22 protein-coding genes and 1 tRNA gene are annotated in these 23,198 nt (G+C 69.4%); 14 read left to right on the plus strand and 9 right to left on the minus strand.

Annotated elements, in window-relative coordinates; all coding sequences use genetic code 11:
- Positions 1-157 precede the first annotated feature (157 nt).
- The 4 genes from AC1U89_RS09405 to AC1U89_RS09420 all read left to right on the plus strand — a co-directional run bounded on the left by AC1U89_RS09405 (position 158) and on the right by AC1U89_RS09420 (position 4,218).
- Positions 158-1,441 carry a metal-dependent hydrolase family protein gene (locus AC1U89_RS09405; RefSeq protein ID WP_479899446.1) on the plus strand — a complete coding sequence of 428 codons (1,284 nt, stop codon included), beginning with the start codon at positions 158-160 and terminating at the stop codon, positions 1,439-1,441.
- Positions 1,442-1,624: 183 nt separating this feature from the next.
- On the plus strand, positions 1,625-2,272 hold the full coding sequence (locus AC1U89_RS09410; RefSeq protein ID WP_479899447.1) for a hypothetical protein: 648 nt from the start codon (positions 1,625-1,627) through the stop codon (positions 2,270-2,272).
- An 86-nt stretch (positions 2,273-2,358) separates the two neighbouring features.
- Positions 2,359-3,813: a M6 family metalloprotease domain-containing protein gene (locus AC1U89_RS09415; protein WP_479899448.1), complete on the plus strand. Its 1,455-nt coding sequence runs from the start codon at positions 2,359-2,361 to the stop codon at positions 3,811-3,813.
- 57 nt (positions 3,814-3,870) lie between these two features.
- Complete coding sequence (locus AC1U89_RS09420) at positions 3,871-4,218, plus strand: DUF2200 domain-containing protein (RefSeq protein WP_479899449.1); 348 nt, start codon at positions 3,871-3,873, stop codon at positions 4,216-4,218.
- Here the strand turns inward: AC1U89_RS09420 and AC1U89_RS09425 are convergent.
- The 3 genes from AC1U89_RS09425 to AC1U89_RS09435 form a co-directional block, all read right to left on the minus strand.
- Positions 4,215-4,595 carry a response regulator gene (locus tag AC1U89_RS09425; protein WP_479899450.1) on the minus strand — a complete coding sequence of 127 codons (381 nt, stop codon included), beginning with the start codon at positions 4,593-4,595 and terminating at the stop codon, positions 4,215-4,217. The two genes, AC1U89_RS09420 and AC1U89_RS09425, sit on opposite strands and share 4 nt — an antisense overlap.
- Before the next feature lie 54 nt (positions 4,596-4,649).
- Positions 4,650-5,279 (minus strand): uracil phosphoribosyltransferase, encoded by a 630-nt coding sequence (gene upp, locus AC1U89_RS09430; RefSeq protein WP_479899451.1) that lies wholly within the window; start codon positions 5,277-5,279, stop codon positions 4,650-4,652.
- A 95-nt stretch (positions 5,280-5,374) separates the two neighbouring features.
- Positions 5,375-5,995: a TetR/AcrR family transcriptional regulator gene (locus AC1U89_RS09435; RefSeq protein ID WP_479899452.1), complete on the minus strand. Its 621-nt coding sequence runs from the start codon at positions 5,993-5,995 to the stop codon at positions 5,375-5,377.
- Positions 5,996-6,092: 97 nt separating this feature from the next.
- On the opposite strand from AC1U89_RS09435, the gene AC1U89_RS09440 reads away from it, so the two are divergent.
- From AC1U89_RS09440 to AC1U89_RS09455, 4 genes are all read left to right on the plus strand, one after another.
- Positions 6,093-7,574, plus strand: a complete 1,482-nt coding sequence (locus AC1U89_RS09440; RefSeq protein WP_479899453.1) for an efflux transporter outer membrane subunit — start codon at positions 6,093-6,095, stop codon at positions 7,572-7,574.
- Between the two features lie 55 nt (positions 7,575-7,629).
- The gene (locus tag AC1U89_RS09445) at positions 7,630-8,760 is read left to right on the plus strand and encodes an EmrA/EmrK family multidrug efflux transporter periplasmic adaptor subunit (protein ID WP_479899454.1); all 1,131 of its coding nucleotides are present in this window, start codon (positions 7,630-7,632) and stop codon (positions 8,758-8,760) included.
- A gap of 35 nt (positions 8,761-8,795) precedes the next feature.
- Positions 8,796-10,385 carry a DHA2 family efflux MFS transporter permease subunit gene (locus AC1U89_RS09450; RefSeq protein WP_479899455.1) on the plus strand — a complete coding sequence of 530 codons (1,590 nt, stop codon included), beginning with the start codon at positions 8,796-8,798 and terminating at the stop codon, positions 10,383-10,385.
- Positions 10,386-10,461: 76 nt separating this feature from the next.
- A complete protein-coding gene (locus AC1U89_RS09455) occupies positions 10,462-11,235 on the plus strand; it encodes a FadR/GntR family transcriptional regulator (RefSeq protein ID WP_479899456.1) in 774 nt (257 codons plus the stop codon).
- Positions 11,236-11,384: 149 nt separating this feature from the next.
- On the opposite strand, the gene AC1U89_RS09460 is transcribed toward AC1U89_RS09455, so the two are convergent.
- Both AC1U89_RS09460 and AC1U89_RS09465 read right to left on the minus strand, forming a co-directional pair.
- On the minus strand, positions 11,385-13,682 hold the full coding sequence (locus tag AC1U89_RS09460; RefSeq protein ID WP_479899457.1) for a transglycosylase domain-containing protein: 2,298 nt from the start codon (positions 13,680-13,682) through the stop codon (positions 11,385-11,387).
- Between the two features lie 157 nt (positions 13,683-13,839).
- The gene (locus tag AC1U89_RS09465) at positions 13,840-16,257 is read right to left on the minus strand and encodes a TonB-dependent receptor (RefSeq protein WP_479899458.1); all 2,418 of its coding nucleotides are present in this window, start codon (positions 16,255-16,257) and stop codon (positions 13,840-13,842) included.
- A 338-nt stretch (positions 16,258-16,595) separates the two neighbouring features.
- Between AC1U89_RS09465 and kduI the strand changes: the two genes are divergently transcribed.
- The 5 genes from kduI to AC1U89_RS09490 all read left to right on the plus strand — a co-directional run bounded on the left by kduI (position 16,596) and on the right by AC1U89_RS09490 (position 20,622).
- A complete protein-coding gene (gene kduI / locus AC1U89_RS09470; RefSeq protein WP_479899459.1) occupies positions 16,596-17,438 on the plus strand; it encodes a 5-dehydro-4-deoxy-D-glucuronate isomerase in 843 nt (280 codons plus the stop codon).
- A 47-nt stretch (positions 17,439-17,485) separates the two neighbouring features.
- On the plus strand, positions 17,486-18,676 hold the full coding sequence (locus tag AC1U89_RS09475) for a glycoside hydrolase family 88/105 protein (protein ID WP_479899460.1): 1,191 nt from the start codon (positions 17,486-17,488) through the stop codon (positions 18,674-18,676).
- 35 nt (positions 18,677-18,711) lie between these two features.
- On the plus strand, positions 18,712-19,473 hold the full coding sequence (locus tag AC1U89_RS09480; RefSeq protein WP_479899461.1) for a FadR/GntR family transcriptional regulator: 762 nt from the start codon (positions 18,712-18,714) through the stop codon (positions 19,471-19,473).
- Between the two features lie 12 nt (positions 19,474-19,485).
- Positions 19,486-20,442 (plus strand): DUF4861 family protein, encoded by a 957-nt coding sequence (locus AC1U89_RS09485; protein WP_479899462.1) that lies wholly within the window; start codon positions 19,486-19,488, stop codon positions 20,440-20,442.
- Between the two features lie 95 nt (positions 20,443-20,537).
- A tRNA-Leu gene (locus AC1U89_RS09490) sits at positions 20,538-20,622 on the plus strand.
- Between the two features lie 48 nt (positions 20,623-20,670).
- On the opposite strand, the gene AC1U89_RS09495 is transcribed toward AC1U89_RS09490, so the two are convergent.
- The 3 genes from AC1U89_RS09495 to AC1U89_RS09505 all read right to left on the minus strand — a co-directional run bounded on the left by AC1U89_RS09495 (position 20,671) and on the right by AC1U89_RS09505 (position 22,484).
- Positions 20,671-21,192 carry a MarR family winged helix-turn-helix transcriptional regulator gene (locus AC1U89_RS09495; protein WP_479899463.1) on the minus strand — a complete coding sequence of 174 codons (522 nt, stop codon included), beginning with the start codon at positions 21,190-21,192 and terminating at the stop codon, positions 20,671-20,673.
- A 199-nt stretch (positions 21,193-21,391) separates the two neighbouring features.
- Positions 21,392-22,165, minus strand: a complete 774-nt coding sequence (locus AC1U89_RS09500) for a hypothetical protein (RefSeq protein WP_479899464.1) — start codon at positions 22,163-22,165, stop codon at positions 21,392-21,394.
- Positions 22,166-22,238: 73 nt separating this feature from the next.
- Positions 22,239-22,484, minus strand: coding sequence for a hypothetical protein (locus tag AC1U89_RS09505; RefSeq protein ID WP_479899576.1), 246 nt, complete (start codon positions 22,482-22,484; stop codon positions 22,239-22,241).
- Positions 22,485-22,592: 108 nt separating this feature from the next.
- Between AC1U89_RS09505 and AC1U89_RS09510 the strand changes: the two genes are divergently transcribed.
- Positions 22,593-22,775 carry a DUF3606 domain-containing protein gene (locus AC1U89_RS09510; RefSeq protein WP_029916884.1) on the plus strand — a complete coding sequence of 61 codons (183 nt, stop codon included), beginning with the start codon at positions 22,593-22,595 and terminating at the stop codon, positions 22,773-22,775.
- Here AC1U89_RS09510 and AC1U89_RS09515 read toward each other — a convergent pair.
- A complete protein-coding gene (locus AC1U89_RS09515; protein WP_479899465.1) occupies positions 22,772-23,194 on the minus strand; it encodes a hypothetical protein in 423 nt (140 codons plus the stop codon). The genes AC1U89_RS09510 and AC1U89_RS09515 overlap by 4 nt on opposite strands.
- Positions 23,195-23,198: the final 4 nt, after the last annotated feature.

The following is a 23,198-nucleotide window of genomic DNA, read 5'->3' on the forward strand; positions in this document are numbered from 1 at the left end:
GCGTAAATCGCCCAACCGGCGACACGCACTCACCCCGTACGCCTCGCGAACCTAGTCGACGCACTGTCGTGAGTGCGCGTCCCCGGCCTCATTCCCTACGAGGTTGGGCCGAGCTCGAAAATCAGCTTAGCTGCCCCATCTCCTTCGCGAGTCCTCCATGCGCCCTCTCCTCACCGCCCTCGTCCTGCTGCTGGCGCCCGTCGTCGCCCAGGCCGCCCAGCCGATCCTGCTCAAGCCCGCCCGCGTCTGGACGGCCGAGGACGCCGGGCCGCCGCACGAGGGCTGGGGCGTGCTGGTCAAGGACGGCCGGATCGCCGCCGTCGGCCCGGCGGCGGGCCTGGACGCCACCGGCGCCGAGGTGGTCGACCTGCCCGGCGCCACGGTGATCCCGGGCCTGATGGACCTGCACAGCCACCTGCTGCTGCATCCCTACAACGAGACCTCGTGGGACGATCAGGTGCTGAAGGAGGCGCCGGACTATCGCGTGGTCCGCGCCACGGTGCAGGCCAAGGCGACGCTGGACGCCGGCTTCACCACCCTGCGCGACCTGGGCACCGAGGGCGCGGGCGTGGCCGACGTCTCGCTGAAGAAGGCGATCAAGGACGGGCTGATCCCCGGCCCGCGCCTGTTCGTGGCCACGCGGGCCATCGTCGCCACCGGCGCCTACGGCCCGGCCCGCAGGAACTACAACCCCGACGCCGACCTGCCCCAGGGCGCCCAGGAAGCCAGCGGGATCGACGAGGCCGTCCGCGCCGTGCGCCAGCAGGCGGGGGCCGGAGCCGACTGGATCAAGATCTACGCCGACTATCGCGTCGGCCCCGACGGCTCGACCCAGCCGACGTTCAGCCTGGAAGAGCTGAAGGCCATGGTCGAGGCCGCCCATTCCAGCGGCCGCCCGGTCTCGGTCCACGCCTCCAGCGACGAAGGCATGCGGCGGGCGATCCTGGCGGGGGTCGACACGGTCGAGCACGGTTACGGCGGCTCGGACGCCACCTTCAAGCTGATGGCCGAGAAGGGCGTGGCCTTCTTCCCCACCCTGACGGCCAGCGAGGCGACCTCGACCTATTTCCAGGGCTATGTCGCCGGCAAGACCCCGCCGACCCCGGCCATGCAGGCCGCCGAGCGGGCGTTCAAACTCGCGCTCAAGAACGGCGTGACCATCGGCATGGGCAGCGACGTCGGCGTGTTCCGCCACGGCKACAACGCCCGGGAGCTGATCTGGATGGTCAGGGACGGCATGACCCCGGTCCAGGCGCTGCTAGCCGCCACGGCCGTCGACGCCAAGGTCCTGCGCCGCCAGGACGACCTGGGCCGGCTGAAGCCCGGCTTCCTGGCCGACATCGTGGCCGTCACGGGCGATCCGACCAAGGACATCGAGGCGACCAAGGCCGTGACCTTCGTCATGAAGGACGGCGCGATCGTCCGGCGGCCCCGAACCTAGGCCTTGGAGGGGAAGTTTCCGTTGTCATCCCGGAAAGCGCGCAGCGCTTGTCCGGGACCCAGGGCAACCGCACCGCCTTGGCCCAGTCCCCTGGGTCCCGGACAGCCCCTGCGGGGCTTCCGGGATGACAACGATTTGGGTTTTCCCTTGCGCGCCACGGCCAAGCTGGGTGATCTCGTTCCCATGCGCCGGTCGCTTCCTTCATTTCTCATCCCCGCACTGCTGGCCGCATCGGCCGGTCCCGCCCATGCGTCCGATCCCGGCACGCTGCAGCAGAAGGACACCCTGCGCGACGCCGTGGCCGCGCCGCTGGAGGACCTGAACCTCAAGCAGACCGCCATCCCGCCGGTTCTGCTGCGGGCGGTCGACAATCCTTACGACCTGACAGACCTGACCCGCTGCGAGGGCATCGCCGGCGAGATCGGTCGCCTGGACGCCGCCCTGGGTCCCGACCTGGACGAAGCGCCTCCGCCGGACACCCGCTCGCGGGGCAAGAAGGTCGCCGACGCCGCCTACGGCGCGGGCGTGGGCGAGGTGCGCAACACCACCCGGCACGTCCTGCCCTTCCGCGGCTGGGTGCGGAAGCTGACCGGCGCCAGCCGGCACGACAAGGCGGTGCAGGCGGCGATCAAGGCCGGCGACGTGCGCCGGGGCTATCTGAAGGGCGTAGGCATGCGGATGAACTGCGCGCCGCCGGCCGCGCCCAGCTGGTTCGTCCCCGCCCCGCCGCCCAAGCCCGTCGTCGCCCCGGCGGCGCCGGGTCCGCTGGAACGCCTGGCCGCGCTCTGGGACGGACTGGTGAACTGGTGGCGCGGCTGGTGGCCGTTCTAGCGGCGCAACCTTCTCTGGTTGAGTTTGCCTGATATGCACTTTTAGGACACTGTGCGGGCCGCGTCGGGCGTCTCGCGGAGGGTTCCATGCGCTATGCGTTCAAGCCGTTTTCCGGATGCGCCTGCCGGCGCGCCCAGTGCGAGGTCCCGGCCTCGCCGGGCCTGATCTCGCAGCTCTATGCGCGGTACCTGTCGCTGCTGGCCGAGGGCCGGCTCGACAAGGACATGACCTTCGAAGCCTATTACAAGGTCTGGCGGGCCAGCCGGCGCGGGCCCAACAATGTGGGGCTGGACGACGGCCAGGTCCGGCTGGGCGGGATCAAGGGTCCGCTGCGGATCGACCAGCCGTCGAAGAAGCTGATCGGCCAGATCCGCACCATGGTGCTGCTGGTCGACTTCCCCGATCGTCCGCATGGGGATGATCACAGCCCCGGCATGTACGAGCAGATGCTGTTCAGCGTCGGGGCCTTCCCGTCCGGCAGCATGCGCGACTTCTACCGGCAGGTCAGCGGCTGGACGAAGGACAGCACGGCCGAGGAAGGCCCCGGCATCGACGTCGCCGGCGAGGTCCACGGCTGGTTCCGGATGCCCAACCCGATCACCTTCTACGCCGACGGCAATTCGGGGATGAGCGACAACTTCCCGCGCAACGCGCCGGCCCTGGCCCGCGACGCGGTGCTGGCCGCCAAGTTCGCGGGGGTCGACTTCGCCGGCTTCGACGCCCTGGGCGAAGGCACGGTCACGGCCCTGTTCGTGATCCACGCCGGGGGCGGGGCCGAGACCACCGGCGACCGCAACGACATCTGGAGCCACAAGTGGATCATCCCGGACGGGGTGGATGTCGGCCACGGCCTGTCGGTCAGCACCTACCTGACCGTGCCCGAGGATTGCCGCGTGGGGGTCTGCGCCCATGAATGGGGCCACCTGGCCGCGCGCTGGGCCGACTATTACGACACCGGCGCCACCCAGAGCACCCAGTCCAACGGCCTTGGCAACTACTGCCTGATGGCGGCCGGTTCGTGGGGCAATTCCGGCCTGACGCCGGTCTATCCCAACGGCATGCTGCGGATGTTCCACGGCTGGGTCGAGCCGGACATCATCATGGAAAGCAAGAAGGGCGTGGTGCTCAAGCCCGCCGCCGAGGGCGGCGCGCCGGTGGTGATCCGAAACTCGGCCTTCATGACCGACAGCCAGTACCTGCTGGTGGAGTACCGACGAAAGCGGCAGCAGGACGCCTTCCTCCCCGACCAGGGCATCGCGGTCTATGTGGTCGACGAGTCCGTCSAGGACGTGAACGACGAGGGCAAGCTGGCCATCGAGCTGATGCAGGCCGACAACCGGCGCGACCTGGCCAAGATCTTCGGCCAGGGCAATCGCGGCGACTCCAACGACCTCTATCCCTCGCTGGGCAACGCCGAGCTGGGGCGCAAGACCAAGCCGGCGCTGAACATGCCGCGCTCGAAATGGTCGGGGGTCAGCATCAAGGTGGTCGGCAATCCGGGCGACGACCAGATGAAGATCGACATCACCCTGGACGCCTAGGACGCGTCGAAACGTGCTAACCGTTGGAGGTCTCGGACCTCAGCGGATCAGCGCGCGATGACCCACCGCATCTACAAGATGAGTTTCGCCAGCGTGTACCCCCTCTACATCGCCAAGGTGGAGAGGAAGGGGCGCACCCAGGCCGAGGTCGACCAGATCATCCTGTGGCTGACCGGCTTCAGCCCCGAGGGCTTCGCCGCCCAGCTGGCCGAGAAGACGGACTTCGAAACCTTCTTCGCCCAGGCGCCCCGGCTCAACCCCGCGCGCGACCAGATCAAGGGCCTGATCTGCGGTATCCGCGTCGAGGAGGTCGAGGACCCGCTGATGCGCGAGATCCGCTACCTGGACAAGCTGGTCGACGAGTTGGCCAAGGGCAAGGCGATGGAGAAGATCCTGCGGGCCTAGATCCCAGCCAGGACCTCCCGCACCTTGGCGGCCAGCTGCTTGGGCTCGAAGGGCTTCATCACATAGCCGGCCGCGCCCAGTTGCATGGCCTGGACGATGCGGTCCAGGCGCCCGTCGCCGGTCAGCATCAGCACGGGCAAGGCCGCGCCGCCCGGCGTGTCCTTGATGGCCTTCAGGCCGTCCAACCCGCTCTGCCCCGGCATGCGCACGTCCAGCAGCACCAGCAGCGGCGCCTCGCGGGCCAGGGCCTCCAGCATCGGCTCCACGGCCGGAAAGGTCCGCACGACGAAGCCCTCKCCGGCCAGCGTGATCTGGATCACCTCCAAGGTGACGGGGTCGTCGTCGGCGGCGAAGATCAGGGGCGGCGTGAACGGCATGGCAAAGCCTTAACGCCCGAGCTTGACCAGAGGAAGACGGCGGGCCGTCTTTCGTCAGCGGGTGCCGAAAGTCCGGTCACCGGCGTCGCCCAGGCCGGGCACSATGTAGCCGTGATCGTTCAGCTCGGCGTCCACCGCCGCCGTCCAGATCGGCACGTCGGGATGGGCCGCGMGCAGGGTCTCCACGCCCTGGACCGAGGCCACCAGGCAGACGAAGCGCAGGTCGGTGACGCCCGACCGCTTCAGCAGGGTCAGGGCCGCGACGGCCGTGTGGCCGGTGGCCAGCATCGGGTCGACCACGATGACCAGGCGGTCGGCGATGTCCTCGGGGGTCTTGTAGTAGTACTCCACCGCCTCCAGCGACTCCGGGTCGCGGAACAGGCCGATGTGCGCCACCCGCGCCGAGGGCACCAGGTCCAGCATGCCCTCGGCCATGCCCAGGCCGGCGCGCAGGATGGGGGCGAAGACCAGCTTCTTGCCCGAGATCTCCTCGGCCTGGGTCGGCGCCACCGGCGTCTCGATCTCGACCGTGTGGGTCGGCAGATGGCGGGTGACCTCGTAGCAGAGCAGAGTCGCCGTCTCGCGCATCAGGGCGCGGAAGGTCTTGGTCGAGGTCTGCTTGTCGCGCATCCGGGTCAGCTTGTGGCGGACCAGGGGGTGATCGACGACGGTGACGCCTTGCATACCCAAGTTTCCCTCTCACGGGCGCCGGGCCCTCGCCGGACCAAGTGCCGTCTCAAGGCCTTTCCGCCAAGCGGAAATCGTCCCGGGGCGGGAACCTAGGCGCCGTAGGCGGCCAGGAACACCCGGACGGCGGGCAGCACTTCGCGGTCGATCTCCTCGGCCGTCGGCTCGGCCATGGCACCGCACAGCCGCGCCTTCAGCAGGCGGTTCTGGCAAAGGCCGATGAACTGGTGGGCGGCGTGGACGGGGTCGTCGATCTTCAGCTGGCCGCTGTCGACCGCCTTCTGCAGGGTCGCGCCCAGCCGCTTGGCGCCGCTGCGCGGGCCGGCCTCGTAGAAGGCGTGGCCGATCTCGGGCGTGCGCTGGGCCTCGGCGACGATCACCCGGAAATTGGCCATGCTGAAGTCACTCAGCACGATCGACAGGTAGATGCGCCCCGTCTTGATCAGCGCCTCGCGGATGTCGCTGAGGTCGGACTCGATCTCGAACATGGCGTCGCGCTGCCAGGCGCAGTGGCGCACCACATAGGCGGCGAACAGCTCTTCMTTGTTCTTGTAGTAATTGTAGAGCGTGCCCTTGGACCCGCCGACCCGCGCCGCGATCGTCGACATGGACGCGTTGGCGTAGCCCTCCTCCAGGAAGACGTCGCTGGCGACGTCCAGGATGGCTTCGCGGCGGGCGTCTCGGTCGAGACGCGGCTTCACGTCCTGCATCATTTCTTTTCCTTCCGGGTCCCCCTTGATCCCGTCAAGCTCGCGTTTATATCAGCGCCACATATGACCGTACAGTACGGTCAATTCAAGGTCGGCGCTCATGACTTCCAACGCCCTGGACAAGCCCTTCGCCTCCCCCTGGGTCGCCAAGTCGCCGAGGTCGCGCGAAGTGGGCGTCACCGTCTCGATCCTGATGGCGGCCTTGCTGACCAGCGCCTGCGCGACCATGCCGGCCGCGACGCCCGCCCGGGTCGCCAAGGCGCCGGAAGCCTACGCCACCGCCCAGTCCCTCCCCGCCTCCGAGACCGCCGCCTGGCCGTCCGACGCCTGGTGGAAAGCCTATGGCGACGCCCAGCTGGACGGCTTGGTCGACGAGGCCCTGACCGGCTCGCCGACCCTGGCCCAGGCCGAGGCCCGCCTGCGCCGCGCCCAGGCCCTGGCCAACCAGGCCAAGGCCGCCCAGTTGCCCAGCATCGCCGCCAACGGCAGCGTCGAACGCGCCAAGCAGAGCTACAACAACGGCATCCCCGCCGACTTCGTGCCCCAGGGCTACAACGACTACGGCCGGCTGAGCCTGGACTTCTCCTGGGAGCTGGACTTCTGGGGCAAGAACCGCGCGGCCGTCGCCGCCGCCACCTCCGAAGCCAAGGCCGCCCAGGCCGACGCCGCCCAGGCCCGGCTGATGCTGTCGACCTCGGTCGCCGCCGCCTATGCCGACCTCGCCCGCCTCTACGCCGAGCGCGACGTGGCCGAACGGTCGGTGGCCCTGCGGCAGGAAACCCTGACCCTGGTCAGCGACCGGGTGACCAACGGCCTCGACACCCGCGGCGAGCTGCGCCAGGCCGAGGCCGGACCACCCAACGCCCGCGCCGAGCTGGCCGCCATCGACGAGCAGATCGCCCAGACCCGCAACGGCATCGCCGCCCTGCTGGGCGCCGGTCCGGACCGCGGCCTGGCCATCGCCCGTCCCTCGATCACCACGCTCAAGCCGTTCGGCCTGCCCGCCAACCTCGCCGCCGACCTGATCGGCCGCCGCCCCGACGTGGTCGCCGCAAAATGGCGCGCCGAAGCCGCCAGCAAGCGGATCGGCCAGGCCAAGGCGGCCTTCTATCCGAACGTCAACCTGGCCGCCGGCATCGGCGTGCAGGCCCTGCACCTGAGCGACCTGTTCGACAGCGGCTCGGACATCGGCAGCGTCGGTCCGGCCGTCAGCCTGCCGATCTTCGAGGGCGGACGCCTGAAGGCCAATCTGCGCGCCGCCGAGGCCGACCGCGACGGCGCGGTGGCCGCCTATGACGGCGCGGTCACCCAGGCCCTGCGCGACGTGGCCGACGTGGCCGCCAGCGAACGCGCCCTCAACACCCGCCTGACCGAGAGCCGCGCCGCCCTGGCCGCCAACGAGGACGGCTTCCGCATCGCCACGCTGCGCTACAAGGGCGGCCTGTCAACCTATCAGAACGTGCTGATCGCCGAGCTGGCGGTGCTGGCCCAGCGCCGGGTCGTCGCCGACCTGGAAAGCCGCGCCCTGACCCTGGACGTCGCCCTGGTGCGCGCCCTGGGGGGCGGCTTCGCCCCGGCCTGACCTAACTCGCCCCTCTCTTCGCCCTTTCGCTTTTCGCGCCTCCAGGACCCCCCCCATGGCCGACACCACCGCCTCCCCCGCCCAGTTCGCCGCCAAGCCCAAGGCCAATCGCCGCCAGCTCCTCAGCGGCCTCGCCGCCGTGGTCGTGGTGGGCGTCGCCGGCTGGGGCCTCTATCAGGTCCTGATCGGCTCGCATCACGTCGAGACCGACAACGCCTATGTCGGGGCCGAGGTCGCCCAGGTGACGCCGCTGATCAGCGGGCCGGTCGCCAAGGTGCTGGTCTCCGAGACCCAGACCGTCGCCGCCGGCCAGCCGCTGGTGGTGATCGACGACTCCGACGCCCGGATCGCGGTGCTCGCCGCCCAGGCCGCCCTGGGCCAGGCCCAGCGCAAGGTCCAGGGCTACTTTGCCAGCGACGACGCCCTGGCCGGCCAGGTCGCGGCCCGAGACGCMGACATCGCCCGCGCCGAGGCGGCCGTGACCGGGGCCCAGGCCAGCCTCGAACAGGCCCGGCTGGAGCTGTCGCGCCGCAAGGCCCTGTCGGACTCCGGCGCGGTCTCGGGCGAGGAGCTGACCATCGCCCAGAGCCGGTTCACCAACGCCCAGTCGGCCGTGACCGAGGCCCGCGCCGCCCTGGCCCAGGCCAAGGCCAGCCGCGTCGCCGCCGAGGGCAGCCGCGAGGTCAACACCGCCCTGATCTCTGGCCTGCCGGCCAACAAGAACCCCGAAGTCGCCGCCGCCGAGGCCCGCCTGGCCAGCGCCCAGCTGGCCCTGGACCGCACCGTCCTGCGCGCGCCCCTGGCCGGCGTCGTCTCCAAGAAGAACGTCCAGGTCGGCCAGCAGGTCACGATCGGCGCGCCGCTGATGGCCGTGGTCCCGACGACCGACGCCTATGTCGACGCCAACTTCAAGGAAGTGCAGCTGGACAAGGTCCGCATCGGACAGCCGGTGATCCTGACCTCCGACCTCTACGGCCACGGCGTGAAGTTCCACGGCCGGGTCAAGGGCTTGTCGGGCGGCACCGGCTCGGCCTTCTCGCTGATCCCGGCCCAGAACGCCTCGGGCAACTGGATCAAGGTGGTCCAGCGCCTGCCCGTCCGCATCCAGCTGGACCCGGCCGAGCTGAAGGATCATCCGCTGCGCGTGGGCCTGTCGATGAAGGCCACGATCGACACCTCCAAGTAGTCCGCGTCCCTCCAAGTCCCTCAAGGAAGCGCCGCATGGCCGACCAGGACTCCTCCCCGACAACGGGTTCCGCCGCGGCTCCCCCCGCCGCGGCGGGCCCCGCGCCCCTGACGGGCGTCACGCTGGGCGTGACCGCCATCGCCCTGGCGCTGGGCACCTTCATGCAGGTGCTGGACAGCACCATCGCCAACGTCTCGATCAACACCATCTCCGGCAATCTGGGCGTCAGCACCAGCCAGGGCACGTGGGTCATCACCTCGTTMGCCGTGGCCAACGGCGTGTCCGTGCCGCTGACCGGCTGGCTGATGGGCCGCTACGGCGTGGTGAAGACCTTCGTGGTCTCGGTGCTGCTGTTCACCATCGCCTCGTTCCTGTGCGGAATCTCGTGGAGCCTGACCTCGCTGATCGGCTTCCGCCTGCTGCAGGGCCTGGTCTCGGGCCCGATGATCCCCGGGTCGCAAGCCCTGCTGATCATGATCTTCCCACCCCAGAAACGGGGCACGGCCCTGGCCATCTGGTCGATGACCACCCTGGTGGCGCCGATCTGCGGGCCGATCCTGGGCGGCTACATCTCCGACAACATCGCCTGGCCGTGGATCTTCCTGATCAACGTGCCCGTCGGTCTGATCTGCGCCTTCTTCTGCTGGCGGCCGCTGGCCAGCCGCGAGACCCCGACCCGCAAGGTGCCGATCGACACCACCGGCTTCATGCTGCTGCTGATCTGGGTCGGCGCCCTGCAGGTGATGCTGGACACCGGCAAGGAAGCCGACTGGTTCAACTCGCCGGCCATCGTCGTCGAGACCCTGGTGGCCATCGTCGGCTTCATCGCCTGGGTGATCTGGGAGTTGGGCGAAAAGCACCCGATCGTCGACCTGTCGCTGTTCAAGTCCAAGAACTTCGCGCTGGGCACCCTGGCCTTCTGCCTGGGCTATGCGGTGTTCTTCGGCAGCAACCTGCTGCAGCCGCTGTGGCTGCAGACCCGCATGGGCTAYATCGCCACCTGGGCCGGCCTGGTCGCCGCCCCCAGCGGCGTGGTCGCGGTGATCCTGACGCCGTTCGCCGCCCGGATCATGCAGAAGGTCGACGCCCGCTGGACCGCCAGCCTGTCGATGGCCGCCTTCGCCCTGTCGTTCTTCATGCGCTCGGAGTTCACGCCCGACGTCGATTTCAGGGCCCTGGTCTGGCCGATGCTGGTGCAGGGCGTGGCCATGAGCACCTTCTTCCTGTCGATGGTGACCATCTCGCTGAACGGCATCGCGCCGCACCAGCTGCCCTCGGCCTCGGGCCTGTCGAACTTCTCGCGGATCACCGCGGGCAGCTTCGCCGCCTCGCTGGTCACCACCATCTGGGACCGCAGCGAGTCGCTGCACCAGACGCGCCTGGCCGAGACCATGGGCTCCAACGACCCGGCCTGGCTGGCGGCGATCGAGCGCATGCAGGCCGTGGGACTTTCCCACGCTCAGGCGGTGGGCGCGGCGACCGCTCAGGTGGTCAACCAGGCCTATCTTCTGGCCACGGTGGATTTCTTCCGCGCCTCGGCCTGGCTGGCGGTGCTGCTGATCCCCTGCATCTGGCTGACCAACAAGGCGATGAGCGGCGGCGGCGCGCCTCCTCCGGCGGACTGAAGGGACTGGCCTGACCACCCTACCCTTCCGCCGCGACGCCGCCTAAGATAGCGCTGTCGAGAGGGTTGAGACGAAGATGACGACGACGGCCGCCGCCAATCCCCTGCGCCTCTACCAGCGCGTGGCCGCGGACATCGGCCAGGCCATCGCCGACGGCCGTCATCAGCCCGGCCAACGCCTGGCGTCCGAACGCRACCTGGCCGAGGAGTTCGGCGTCAGCCGTCCCACCATCCGACGGGCCGTGATCGCCCTGGAGATGCGTGGCCTGCTGGAGGCCCGCCAGGGTTCGGGCGTCTATGTCCGGGCCGGCGGCCAGCCGCCGCCCCCGCCGCGCGACCTGGACATCGGGGCCTTCGACCAGGCCGAGGCCCGCCGCCTGTTCGAGGGCGAGGCCGCCGCCCTGGCCGCCACCCTGATCACCGACGAGGAGCTGGCCTATCTTGAGACCCTGGTCGTCGAGATGAACAGCGAGAAGGCCACCAAGGAACAGTCCGAACTGGCCGACCGCCAGTTCCACATCTCCATCGCCCAGGCCACCCGCAACAGCGCCATCGTCCGCGTGGTCGAGAACACCTGGGACCTGCGCTACAAGTCGCGCCTGTGCATGCAGATGCTGGAAAAGGCCCGGCACGTGCGCAAGCGCCCGCTGAACGACGAGCACCAGGACATCATCGAATCCCTGCGCACCCGCGACCCCAAGGCCGCCCGCGCCGCCATGCAGACCCACCTGGGCGGACTGATCGAGAACCTGCTGCTGACCGCCGAGCTGGAGGCCATGGAGCAGACCCGCGAACGCCTGGCCAGCAAGCGCGAGGAGATCGCGCTGCGGGCCGCCAGCGCGGCGAAGTAGCCCTTACGGGCCACGCCCCACTCACTGTTGTCATCCCGGAAAGCGCGCAGCGCTTGTCCGGGACCCAGGGCAGCCGCACCGCTTCTGCCCAGTCCCCTGGGTCCCGGACAGCCTCTGCGAGGCTTCCGGGATGACAACGGTTTTGGATGCTAGTTCGCGGGGCGATCCGTCGTCGGCGCAGCCGGAGCTATGACCACAGGCGCGGCCGGAGCAGCGGGAGCCGCAGGCCCTGGAGCCGGCGGCGCGTTCGGATCAACCGGAACCGCCCCGTCCGCCGGAACCGCGCCCTCCACGGGCGTCCCGTCCGGGTTCAGCAGGGTCGCGTCCTCGGCCGCCGAGACGGCGTCGTCGCCCTCGGGTTCGGCGGGCTTGGGCGCGTCGCGGTTGACGGCGTAGGTGGCCACGCTCTTCCAGATCTTGGCGGGCAGGCCGCCGCCGACCACGCCGTTCATCGGGCTGTTGTCGTCATTGCCCACCCAGACCCCGATCACCAGGTCGCCGACATAGCCGACGAACAGGGCGTCGCGGGAATCCTGGCTAGTGCCGGTCTTGCCGAAGGCGCCCGGGATGGCCGCCTCAATGCCCGTGCCGCGCTGGGTGGCCGAGCGCAGCAGGTCGCGCATGCCGGCCAGCTCGGCCTTGGTCAGCGGGTGGACGTTGGCGGGCTTCTTCCAGTCGGCCAGGCCGTGCGGGATGATCGGCGCCTCGCCGGCGTCGATGGCCGCATAGGCCGCCGTCAGCCGCACCAGGCTCATGGGACCGGTGCCCAGGGCCAGGGTCAGGTCGTCCGGGATCGGGTCGGTGATGCCCAGGTCCCGGGCCGTCTTGACGATCGGGTCGCGGCCGATGTCGTGGGCCAGGCGCACGGCGGCCACGTTGGACGAGGCGGCGAAGGCGGTGATCAGCGGCACCTCGCGGCCGGCGTACTTGCCCTCGTGGTTCTTGGGCGTCCAGCCGCTGACCTGGACCGGGGCGTCGAGGATCGGGCTGGTGGGGGTCATGCCCTGACGGATGGCCGCCAGATAGACGAACAGCTTGAAGGCCGAGCCCGGCGGACGCTCGGCGTCGGCGCGGTTGAACTGGCTGACCTTGTAGTCKCGGCCGCCGACCATGGCGACGATCCGGCCGTCGGTGCGCATGGCCACGATCGCGCCCTGGGTGACGTTCAGCACCTTGCCGTCGCGGGCGATGGCGTCGTTCAGGATCTTCTCGGCCTGGGCCTGCAGGCGCGGGTCCAGCGTGGTGCGGACCACGGTCTCGCCATAGGTGTTCTCGAACACCGCCTTGGCTTGCGGGAAGACCCAGTCGGCGAAATACGAGCCGGTCGGCAGCTTGGGTCGGCCGGTCTGGACGTGGACCTGCCGCTCGGCGCGATCGGCCTGGGCCTGGGTGATCACCCCGGTGTCGACCATGGCCCCCAGCACGGTCTTCATCCGCGTCTTGGCGCCCTCGAAGTTCTCGGTCGGGGCCCAGCGGGACGGCGCCTTGACCAGGCCGGCCAGCATCGCCGCCTCGCCCACCGACAGCTGTTCGGGGCTCTTGTCGAAATAGTGCCGCGACGCCGCGCCCAGGCCGAAGGTGCCGTCGCCGAAATAGACCGACGACAGGTAGCGCGACAGGATCTCGTCCTTGGACAGGCGGGCGTCCAGATAGAGGGCGATCAGCACCTCCTGGATCTTGCGGCGGAAGGTGCGCTTGTTGGACAGGAAGGCGTTCTTGGCCAGCTGCTGGGTGATCGTCGAGCCGCCCTCCGACACCCCGCCGGCCTTGGCGTTGGCCCCCACGGCCCGCAGGATCGCCTTCGGGTCCACGCCGATGTGCTTGTAGAAGCGCCGGTCCTCGATGGCGATGAAGGCGCCGGGCACGTAGGCGGGCAGCTTGGCGACGTCGACCGGCGCCTCCTTGTAGGACCCGCGACGGGCGATGGGCGAGCCGTCCGAGGCGACGATCACCAGGGTCGGATTGGCCAGGGGCTCCAGCGCCCGACCCAGCGGCAGGGACCACAGCAGCGACGCGACGATGGCGATCACGAGGGCCACCGCGGCGGCGACGCCGATCTGCCAGGGTCGCCGCTTCCAGATCGGCGGCTTGGCCGACGGCGGCGGCGGTTCGGCCGCTTCGGGCTCGGGCGCCTCGACCGCCTCGGCCTCGACCGGTTCAACCGACGCCTCGACCGGTTCCTCGACGGCCTCGACGGTTGCTTCTGGAATCTCGGGCGACGGCGGCTCGGCGATCGCGGTGTCGGGCGCGGCGCCGGCCTCCGGCTCGACCGCTTCGGCCGGCGCGACGACGAGCTTCGGCTTGGCCTTGCGGGTGCGCGGCTTGCGCTTGGGCGTCGCCGCTTCCAGGACCTCGGCCACGGGCGGCCCGTCGGCGACCGCGTCCGGCGTCCCTTCCGGGATCGGCGTCGGGTCGATGGGGTCGCGGTCGTCGGCGGCGTCGGACATTCGGGTCGCACTCGTTCAGGCGGAAGTTCGCCGGCAAGAGCGCGCCAATAGCACAGCCGATCGCCCCCGTGGCGCGCCCCAGGCGTCGCAGCACGCAAAAAAATTGGCCGGGCCCGCGAACGGGACCGGCCAACAGTGGGGATGAATACGGGGAGGTCTAGAAGTTCACGTCCAGGCGCGCGCCGAAGTAGCGGAACGCGTCGCGGCCGGGGAACCAGGTCTTGCCCTGGGCTGTCGGGATCGCCGGGTTGCTGTAGCCCGAGGTGCCGTTGCCCAGGCCCTGGGCGTAGCGCTTGTCGAACAGGTTGTTGGCGAAGGCGGTCAGCTTGTACTTGCCCTCACGATCGGTGATGCCGACGTTCAGGTCCGTGATGCTGTAGGCCTTCTGGATCGTGCGCGGGTCCTGGCTGAGGGCGAAGTTGATGTCGTCCTGCCAGCGGACGTTGGCGCCGATGAAGCCCTTGAACGGCACGCTGTCGGGGAAGTCGATGTCGTACTGGCCGCCGATGCTGAACTTGTATTTGGGCACGTTGTTCAGGCGCGCGCCGTGCAGGTTCTGCTGGCGGCCGCTGACGGTCTGCGGCTTGCCGGCCACGATGGGCTGCAGCTGGGTGTAGCAGGTTCCGGGAGCCCCCACCTCGCCGACGGGCAGCGGCGAACCGGCCAGGGTCGGCTGGCCCGAGTAGCAGGGGCCGTTCGGGAAATCGACGACGGTGGCGTCGGTGTAGGCGAAGGCGCCGTTCAGGCGGAAGTTCGAGGTGATCCGCGCCACGGCGTCCAGCTCCAGCCCCTGGGTGCGCAGGTGGCCGATGCTGTTGAGGAAGGTCAGGAACGTGCCGTCCGGCAGGAACGACGTCACCGAGGTCTGGAAGCCGTGGTAGTCGGCCTTGAACAGGGTGGCGTTGAAGTAGACGCGGCGGTCCAAGAGGCTGCTCTTGAAGCCCAGTTCGTAGTTCTTGGCCGTCTCGGGCGGCACCGGCATGTTCGCCGCGATCTTGGCGTCGAAGGTGCTGACCAGGTCGTAGGCCTGACCCTTGTAGCCCGTCGAATAGGTGGCGAAGGTCATGATGTCCGGCGTGACCTTGTACTGGACACCGATCTTGCCGGTCACGGCGTCGTCCTGGTCGGACTGGCCGAAGTACTGGTGGGTGGTGGCCGCGCCGGGGGCGGTGCTGGCGAAGATCGTCTTGTCGAAGTTGTAGCTGATCTTCTGACGGTTCAGACGCGCGCCGCCGGTCAGGCTGAGCTTGTCGGTGATGTCGTAGGTGGCGTTGGCGTAGGCCGAGTAGTTCTCGTTGGTGCTTTCGGCCAGGTAGCGGGCCAGCTGCAGCACCGGGCCGCGGTCCAGGAACCGGTCCAGGTCGTTCTTGGCGTACCACAGGCCGGCCACGTAGCGCAGCGGGCCGCTGCCCGGCGAGGTCAGGCGGAACTCCTGCGTCCAGGACGAGGCGTGGAAGTAGCCGTTGATCACCGCGCCGCTGTTGATGCCCGAGGGGCTGGCGACCGGGAAGCCCAGCAGGAACGGCTGGTCGGTGCCGTCGATGTCCTGGAAGTCGCGCATCTTCCAGCGGTCGTGCGAGGTGATCGACGAGAAGGTGTGGCCCTTCAGGATCGAGCCTTCGCCGAAGTCGTAGTCCATGCGGGCGGTCGTGCCGAACACCTCGGAATTGCCGCCGCCGATGCGGTCGTCGGCCCGGATGAAGTGGTTGTTCTTGTCGATGGTGATGCCGCGCAGGGTCAGGGTCGCCGGGAAGGCCGGCTCGCCCTGGTAGTTGAGGCCCGGCGTCAGCTCCGTGATCGCGCTGGCGCAGCAGCTGGAGACGTTGTGGTTGAAGCGCGGCGCCAGGCTGAACTTGAGGTTCTCGGTCGGGGTCCACTCGACCTTGGCCGTGACGGTCAGGCCCGAGCTGCCGTTGACGTTCTTGCCGGTGGTCAGGTTCTTGAGGTTGCCGTCGTAGTCGCTCTTGGACACCGTCAGGCGGGCCCGCACGGTGTCGCTGACCGGACCGGTGACCGTGAAGCCCAGGCGCTTTTCACCGTCGTCGGTGGTCAGGGCCATGGCCTTGCCGCCGAAGGTGCTGGAAGGCGCGGCGGTGACGATGTTCAGCACGCCGGCGATGGCGCTCTTGCCGAACAGGGTCGACTGCGGGCCGCGCAGCACTTCCACCCGCTCGACGTCGATCAGGTCCTTGAAGGCCGCGGCCTGGAAGCCGATCGGCACGTCGTCGATGACCACCGCGACATCGGACTCGACGGCGATGCCGTTCGAGAAGGTGCCGATGCCGCGCATCTTGATGCTGAAGTTGCCAGGCTGGCTGCCGTAGTCGATCGAGATGGCCGGCGACAGCTTCACCACGTCGCCCAGTTCGCGGACGTTGTTGCGATCGATGACGTCCTGGGTCAGGGCGGTCACCGACACCGGCACGTCCTGCAGGCGCTCGGCGCGCTTGGTCGAGGTGACGATGATCTCTTCCAGCTGGACCGACGGATCGGACTGGGCCTGGGCGACGCCCGCGCCCGCCACCACGGCGAACATGGCGGTCGACGCCAACAGGGCGCGTTGAATGGTTCTCATGGTCTCTCCCCTCGCTTCCTCGCCTGCGCCCAGCCGGTTCATCCGGTCAATTATGAGCGCTCAATTTGGTAAGGCCAAAATGAGCCATTGGTCAGGTAAATTGTCAAGTAACTCGTGACATCGTTGTCATTTCGCCATAAGTTACTGAAAACGCGAGACCTTATCCGCCCCTCTCGGCTCAGGCGCGCCAGCACCTTTGCGTATGGCTGTGGAATATGGTCATTTAGCCTTGCGGCTGAGCGGCAAATTGGTAATGCCAGATTGGTCACAAGGATTGAGGGGCGAATGATCCGCACACCACCGCAGGCGACGGCCGGCCACCAGGCGAAGCGCGCCCGATGAGCGGACCCGGCATGAAGCTGCGCCCCAGCACCGACCGCGAAGGCCTGCGCCGGATGACCGCCGAGGACATCCGCGACACCTTCGTGATCAGCGACCTGTTCCAGCCCGGCCAGGTGTCGATGACCTATGTCGAGGTCGATCGCGCCGTGGTGGGCTCGGCCGCCCCGCTGGGCGCGCCCCTGCCCCTGCCCACCGACCGCCGCCTGGCCTCGGGCTATTTCTGCGAGCGTCGCGAACTGGGCGTGATCAACATCGGCGGGCCCGGCTGGGTCGAGCTGGACGGCGCGCGCCACGAGCTGGACAACCTGGACAGCCTGTATGTCGGCCGCGGCGTCCAGGCCGTGACCTTCGCCAGCGCCTCGGTCGACGCGCCGGCCAAATTCTATTTCGTCAGCTATCCGGCCCACGCCGCCCATCCCAGCCGGGTGGTGCGCAAGGCCGAGGCGCGGGCGATCCAGGCGGGCGACCAGAAGACCGCCAACCGTCGGGTGATCCGCCAGAGCATCCGCCCCGGCCTGGTCGAGACCTGCCAGCTGGTCATGGGCTTCACCGAACTGGAGCCCGGCAACGTGTGGAACACCATGCCCCCGCACACCCACGGCCGGCGCAGCGAAATCTACATGTATTTCGACGCCGCCCCCGCCCGGGTGATGCACATCATGGGCGAGCCGACCAACCCCAGGACGGTGTTCATGGACGACGGCGAGGCGGTGTTCTCGCCCAGCTGGTCGATGCACAGCGGCGTGGGCACGGCCGCCTATCGCTTCGTCTGGTCGATGGGCGGCGAGAACCTGGACTTCGACGACATGGACCACCTGACCCTGGCCGACCTGCGCTAGGGCCTGACCGGGCCGACAAGAACAAGAACGATTTGGGAGACGAGACGATGCTGCGACGCCTGACCGGAGCGCTTCTGGCCACCGCCGCCCTGCTGGGGCCGATGCAGGCCTGCGCGACGCCTCCCGCCAAGTCCGTCGCCGCCAAGCCGGCCAACGCGGCCGTCCTGGCCGCCGGCGCCCATGTGGCCGACTGGCAGCTGGCCCACATGGACAACTTCGACTACGTGCCGGCCTCGCAGTTCCGACGCGACACCGAGGCGCCGCGCGACTGGATCCAGGCCGCGTTCTACATCGGCCTGACCGCCTTCGCCGACGCCCAGAAGGACCCCAGGTACGCCGCCGCCATCCTCGCCCACGGCGAGAAGGAGGGCTGGGGCTTCGACAAGCGTCCGCGCCACGCCGACGCCGACGCGACCAGCGCGGTGTGGATCTGGTCGGCCGCCCGCACCCATGATCCGGCCAAGCTGGCCCCGACCCGCGCCCGGTTCGACGCGGTCCTGGCCGATCCCTCGCATGTCGACCTGGGCTTCGAGGCCAAGCCGCCCCAGGGCGGCGATCCCTACTGCCAGGCCCGCTGGTGCTGGAGCGACGCCATCTTCATGGCCCCGCCCGCCTGGATCGCCCTGAGCAAGGAAACCAAGGACCCGCGCTACCTGGCCCATGCCGACAGCGAGTTCTGGGCGACCACCGACCTGCTCTACGACAAGACCGACCACCTCTATTTCCGCGACAGCCGCTTCATCGCCAAGCGCAGCGACGCCGGCGCCAAGATTTTCTGGGGGCGCGGCAACGGCTGGGCCTTCGCCGGCGTCGCCCGCATCCTGCAGGACCTGCCCAAGGACCATCCCAGCCGGCCGCGCTACGAGGCGCTGTTCAAGCAGATGGCCGCCAAGATCGTCACCCTGCAGGGCGACCAGGGCTATTGGCCGGTGTCGCTGCTGGAGCCGCAGAAGACGCCCGAGACCAGCGGGACCGGCTTCTTCGTCTACGGCCTGGCCTGGGGCGTGAACCGCGGCCTGCTGCCAGCCGCCCAGTACCGCCCGGCGATCGACAAGGGCTGGACCGCCCTGGCCGCCGCGGTCGAGCCGGACGGCAAGCTGGGCTGGGTGCAGCGCGTGGGCGCCGCGCCCGACCAGGTCGGCCCCGACGACACCCAGCTGTACGGCGTCGGCGCCTTCCTGCTGGCCGCCAGCGAGGTCTCGAGGCTGACCCCGGTGGTCGCCAAGCCGCGACGCTGATTGCCCCTTCGCCCGTGCCCGCTAGGATGATCGACATGACCACCGGCGCCTCAGACCCCCAGAAGCTGTATCAGCAGATCGCCCGCGCGATCGCGACTTCCATCAACGACGGTCGCTACGGACCGGGCGACAAGCTGCCGTCCGAGCGTGAACTGGCCGATGACTTCGGCGTGAGTCGTCCGACCATTCGCGACGCGATGATCGCCCTGGAGTTCCAGGGGCTGGTCGAGGCGCGCCAGGGATCGGGGGTCTATGTCAACGCCGTCGCGGCGCCGGGCGTGGACGATCCGGCCGAGGTCGAGGTCGGGGCCCTGGAGCTGACCGAGGCGCGCCGGCTGTTCGAGGGCGAGGCCTGCGCCCTGTCGGCCGCCACCGTCACCGACGAGAACCTGGCCCATCTGGACCAGATCGTCGGCCAGATGGCCCGCAGCTTCGCGCCCGACGAGGTCGAGCGGCTGGAGCAGGAATTCCACCTGGCCATCGCCCGCGCCACCGGCAACGCCGCCATCGAGGCCGGGGTCGAGGACCTGTGGACCCTGCGCCTGCAGTCGCCCGGCTGCGTGGCCATGTTGCGGCGGGCCCGCGCCCACGGCGGCGGCGACTTCGTCGAGGAGCACCGCCAGATCATCGCCGCCCTGCGCCAGCGCGACCCCAAGGCGGCCCGCCAGGCGATCCACGTCCATCTGGCCCAGGTGATCGACGATCTGCTGGCCGTGACCGAGCTGGACGCCCTCCAGCAGACCCGCCAGAAAATGGCCGAGCAGCGACGCGAGCTGGCTCGGCGCACCGAAATCTAGAGCGAGCGCCCCATGTCCAAGCCGATCCTGTCCCTCGCGGTCGCCGCGAGCCTGGCCCTGCCCGTCCTGGCCTGCGCCCAGACCGCCGCGCCGGCCCCGGGCGCCCTGCCCCCGCTGGTCGAGCCGGTGCTGGTCAAGCCCGACGCCGAGGGCCAGAAGCCGCGCGCGGTCGTCGCCTACGCGCCCTATCGCTACGACGACATCCTCTGGGAAAACGACCGCACCGCCCACCGCATCTACGGCCCCGCATTGGAGGCGGCCGAGCCGCCCTCGACCTCGGGCGTCGACGCCTGGGGCAAGCTGGTGCGCTGGCCGTTCATGGAGCGCCAGCTGAAGACGGGCAAGCAGCACGACTTCCACGGCGAGGGCATGGACTTCTACGACGTCAACACCTTCCGCGGCGCGGGCGGCCTGGGCGTCTGGCAGGACAACAAGCTGTGGACCTCGCGCAACTGGAAGTCCTACGAGATCCTCAAGACCGGCGGCGACGTCGCCCAGTTCAAGGTGACCTACGCTCCCTGGCCGGTCGACGTGGACCGCAAGGTCTGGGAGACCCGCACCTTCACCCTGCCCCTGGGCACCAACTTCACGCGGATGGTCTCGACCATCAGCTCCGACAAGCCGGGCCCGCTGGTGATCGGCATCGGCATCAGCAAGCGCAAGGCCACGCACCAGGGCGCCGGCGGCGCGTTCACCAAGGAAGAATTGGGCGCCGGCCGCGTCTCGTACTGGGAGCCCACCGATCCGGTGAAGGGCACCATGGGCATCGCCCTGATGGTCGACCCCAAGGCCCTGGTCGAGGTGCGCCAGGACGCCGACAACTACATCGTCCTGGTCAAGGTCGAGCCCGGCAAGCCGTTCGTCTACTACATGGGCGCGGCCTGGGACAAAGGCCTGGATTTCCACGACCGGGCCGGCTGGGAAGCCTATGTGAAGGCCCAGACGCCGGATTTCGATCCGACGCACTGAAGCTTGGACGTCCAGCCGTCGAAAGGCGGCTGGCGCCCGCGCCGAGCCTTTGCTAGACAACCCTCCCTTCGCCGACCTCCGGGCCGGACCGAAGCGCGGGCGTGGTGAAACTGGTAGACGCGCCGGACTCAAAATCCGGTTCCGAAAGGAGTGTCGGTTCGACCCCGACCGCCCGCACCATACTCTTCCGACAATCCGATCGAGACGAGACCGCCTCGTCGGCGCCGCCTATTCGGCGCGGGCGGAGTTGGCCACGATGTCGGCCCCGTACAGCGTGCCGGCCGCGGTTTCCAGCTGGCCCAGCAGGCGCTTCAGCGTAGTGACCTCGCTGGGCTGCAGGCCGGCCAGCAGCGCGGCCTCGTAGGCGCGGGCCAGGGGCACGATCTCGGCGAACAGGCGACGGCCGGCGGCGGTGAGCTCCAGGCTGTGCGAACGCCGGTCCACGCGGTTGCTGATCCGCACGGCCAGGCGACGCTCGACCAGGTCCTGGGCGGCGCGGCTGACGCGCACCTTGTCCATGGCCGTGCGCACGACGGCGGCCTGCTGGGTCAGCGCGCCCTCGGCCAGCACCGACATCAGCCGCCACTGGGGGATGCTGAGGCCGAAGCGGTCCTCGTAGGCGCGGGACACCAGGCGGGTCACCGCATTGGCGGCGACGACTAGCTGATAGGGCAGATAATCGGCCAGCGAGACGTGGTCGGGGGCGCCTTCGGCGGGGAACTGAGTCATGGGTGAGACCGTCGCGGCCATGGGCTTCCTTTCGTCCTCCTTACGCCCGCGACTCTGGCGGTCGCTCGCGTCGACAAGGCCCGATCTGGCGCGGCGCGACGGCCCCGCTCAATGACGGCCAAGCCGGAGGACGGGAAAGCGGGGTTTTCGCTCGGCGGTTGTGCAATCGACCGCGGGGACGCACAGCGAAGGGGCGCCGGGCGACGGCGGAGCCGAATCGTCAGTGCTTTCCCGCGCCCTTGTCGTCCTCGAACGGCTCGGTCTGGGTCAGCGCCGCCTGGCAGCGTCGAAGTTCGTTGAGACAATCGCCCCGGCTCCAGAAATCGGAAAATTCCACAACGGCCATGCGGACTTGGCGAGAATAGTCCTTGTGGTCAAGCACCTTCGGTTCTTCGTCCTCATGCTCGTCGTGTCCCGGACCGTGGTCGGGCTCGGGACGGTGGCCGGTCAGGACCAGGGTCTGGCCGCCCAGGATCGTGACATTGGCCGCGGCCAGCTCCAGCTCGGTCTCCGACTTGTGGCCGTGACCGCCGTGGCCGTCGTCGTGGCCATGGCCATGACCGTGCCCATGACCATGCTTGTCGTCCTTCTTGGCCCCGTGCGCGCCGTGCGCGCCCTTGGCCTTGTCCTTGTCCTTGTCCTCGGGCGGTTCGCCCTTGAGCGCCTCGGTGATGCCCTTCAGCGCCTTGGCGGCGGGGCCGCCGAACGCCAGGACCGGACCGATCCGGCGCTGCACTTCCTCGACCAGGTCCTGGGCCTTGTAGAGCAGCTCGCCGGACGGCGCGCTGGTGGCCGCCACGCACTTGGCCTTGATCGCCTCGTGGATGGTCTTGGGCGCCTCGCGCCAGCGGTCGTCGCGCCCGCGCCCGCCGACGTGCTTGCCGATGAAATAGGTGAGGATGGCGACGGCCATCACGACCAGGGCGATCCCCGCCAGCAGGGTGGGATCGAAGATCGGAACCGGCGTATCGACGGGAAACTCTGACTGGTACACCGGACCCCCTCCAGCATCAGGCAAGCAAGAGTCACATGGTTAACGCATCATGGCGCCGCTTGCACGACCAAGGTTATCTGGAAGGCGCGGAAATCACGCCTCTAGCCCGGGCGCCCTGGTCGTAGCGGCTGGGGCCGCCATAGACGGCGACCTCGCACAGGATGTCGCCGCCCGGCTCGCCGGACCACAGGTAGTTGCGCTCGACCTCGACATTGCGCCCGGCCGGCGAGATGCCCTCGAAGGTGTCGCCCCAGGGAATCACCTTGTTCAGGTCGCGCCAGGTCAGGGTCATGGCGCGGGAAAGCTCGTCCTGGGCCATGGATTCGAGGTCGGGGTCGCTCATGCGGAGCCTTTCGGTGTTCTAGTCCTCGCCTCGACAACGTCCGCCGGGCGGGATAGGCCGCTAGGCGTAGCGAAGGAGACCAAGATGGGCGTTCCCAAGGGCAAGCGCGACTTCCGCGACGAGGACCGCCTGGATCCGCGCGAGCGCCATCAGGTGGAGTACTGGATGAAGCGCTGGGGCGTGACCAAGGACCAACTGGTGGCGGCCCACCGCAAGGTCGGCAACTCGATCAAGGACATCGGCGCCGAACTGGGCAAGAAGCGCTAGCGCTTATCCCGGCGGAACTTCGCGGCCTCGGCCGCCAGGGACGAGGTCGAAGGATCGAAATCCTCCGGCTCGGGCTCGAACGGCAGGTGGCCGGCCACGCCGCGCAGGGCCAACCACAGCGGATGGCTGAAATGGCCCAGGATCCGCAGCGGCCGACGCTTGTCATCGGTGACGTCCCAGCCCTCCAGCTCGAACTGGTCGGCCTGCTCGCGCATCGACTTGACGTCGATGCCGTCCCAGCCCGGCGGGTCGGGGATCAGCGCCGCCTCGTCGGCCGTCAGGCCGAAGGTGTCGCGCGCCAGCTGGTCGATCTCGGGGAACTGGGCCCGCGCCTCCGGGTCGGCGAACGACGGCTTCATCAGCGCCCGGGTCTCCAGGTCGGCGAAGCCGGGCAGGTCGATCAGGCGGCGCGGGGCCATCGGG

The organism is Caulobacter sp. 05T431, from assembly GCF_056665975.1.

Coding starts and splice junctions, on each gene's coding strand:
- AC1U89_RS09410 (WP_479899447.1), top strand. CDS start 1,625: ATGCGCCGGTCGCTTCCTTCATTTCTCATCCCCGCACTGCTGGCCGCA.
- AC1U89_RS09420 (WP_479899449.1), top strand. CDS start 3,871: ATGACCCACCGCATCTACAAGATGAGTTTCGCCAGCGTGTACCCCCTC.
- AC1U89_RS09440 (WP_479899453.1), top strand. CDS start 6,093: ATGACTTCCAACGCCCTGGACAAGCCCTTCGCCTCCCCCTGGGTCGCC.
- AC1U89_RS09465 (WP_479899458.1), bottom strand. CDS start 16,257: ATGAGAACCATTCAACGCGCCCTGTTGGCGTCGACCGCCATGTTCGCC.
- kduI (WP_479899459.1), top strand. CDS start 16,596: ATGAGCGGACCCGGCATGAAGCTGCGCCCCAGCACCGACCGCGAAGGC.
- AC1U89_RS09475 (WP_479899460.1), top strand. CDS start 17,486: ATGCTGCGACGCCTGACCGGAGCGCTTCTGGCCACCGCCGCCCTGCTG.
- AC1U89_RS09480 (WP_479899461.1), top strand. CDS start 18,712: ATGACCACCGGCGCCTCAGACCCCCAGAAGCTGTATCAGCAGATCGCC.
- AC1U89_RS09485 (WP_479899462.1), top strand. CDS start 19,486: ATGTCCAAGCCGATCCTGTCCCTCGCGGTCGCCGCGAGCCTGGCCCTG.
- AC1U89_RS09495 (WP_479899463.1), bottom strand. CDS start 21,192: ATGGCCGCGACGGTCTCACCCATGACTCAGTTCCCCGCCGAAGGCGCC.
- AC1U89_RS09505 (WP_479899576.1), bottom strand. CDS start 22,484: ATGGCCCAGGACGAGCTTTCCCGCGCCATGACCCTGACCTGGCGCGAC.
- AC1U89_RS09510 (WP_029916884.1), top strand. CDS start 22,593: ATGGGCGTTCCCAAGGGCAAGCGCGACTTCCGCGACGAGGACCGCCTG.
- AC1U89_RS09515 (WP_479899465.1), bottom strand. CDS start 23,194: ATGGCCCCGCGCCGCCTGATCGACCTGCCCGGCTTCGCCGACCTGGAG.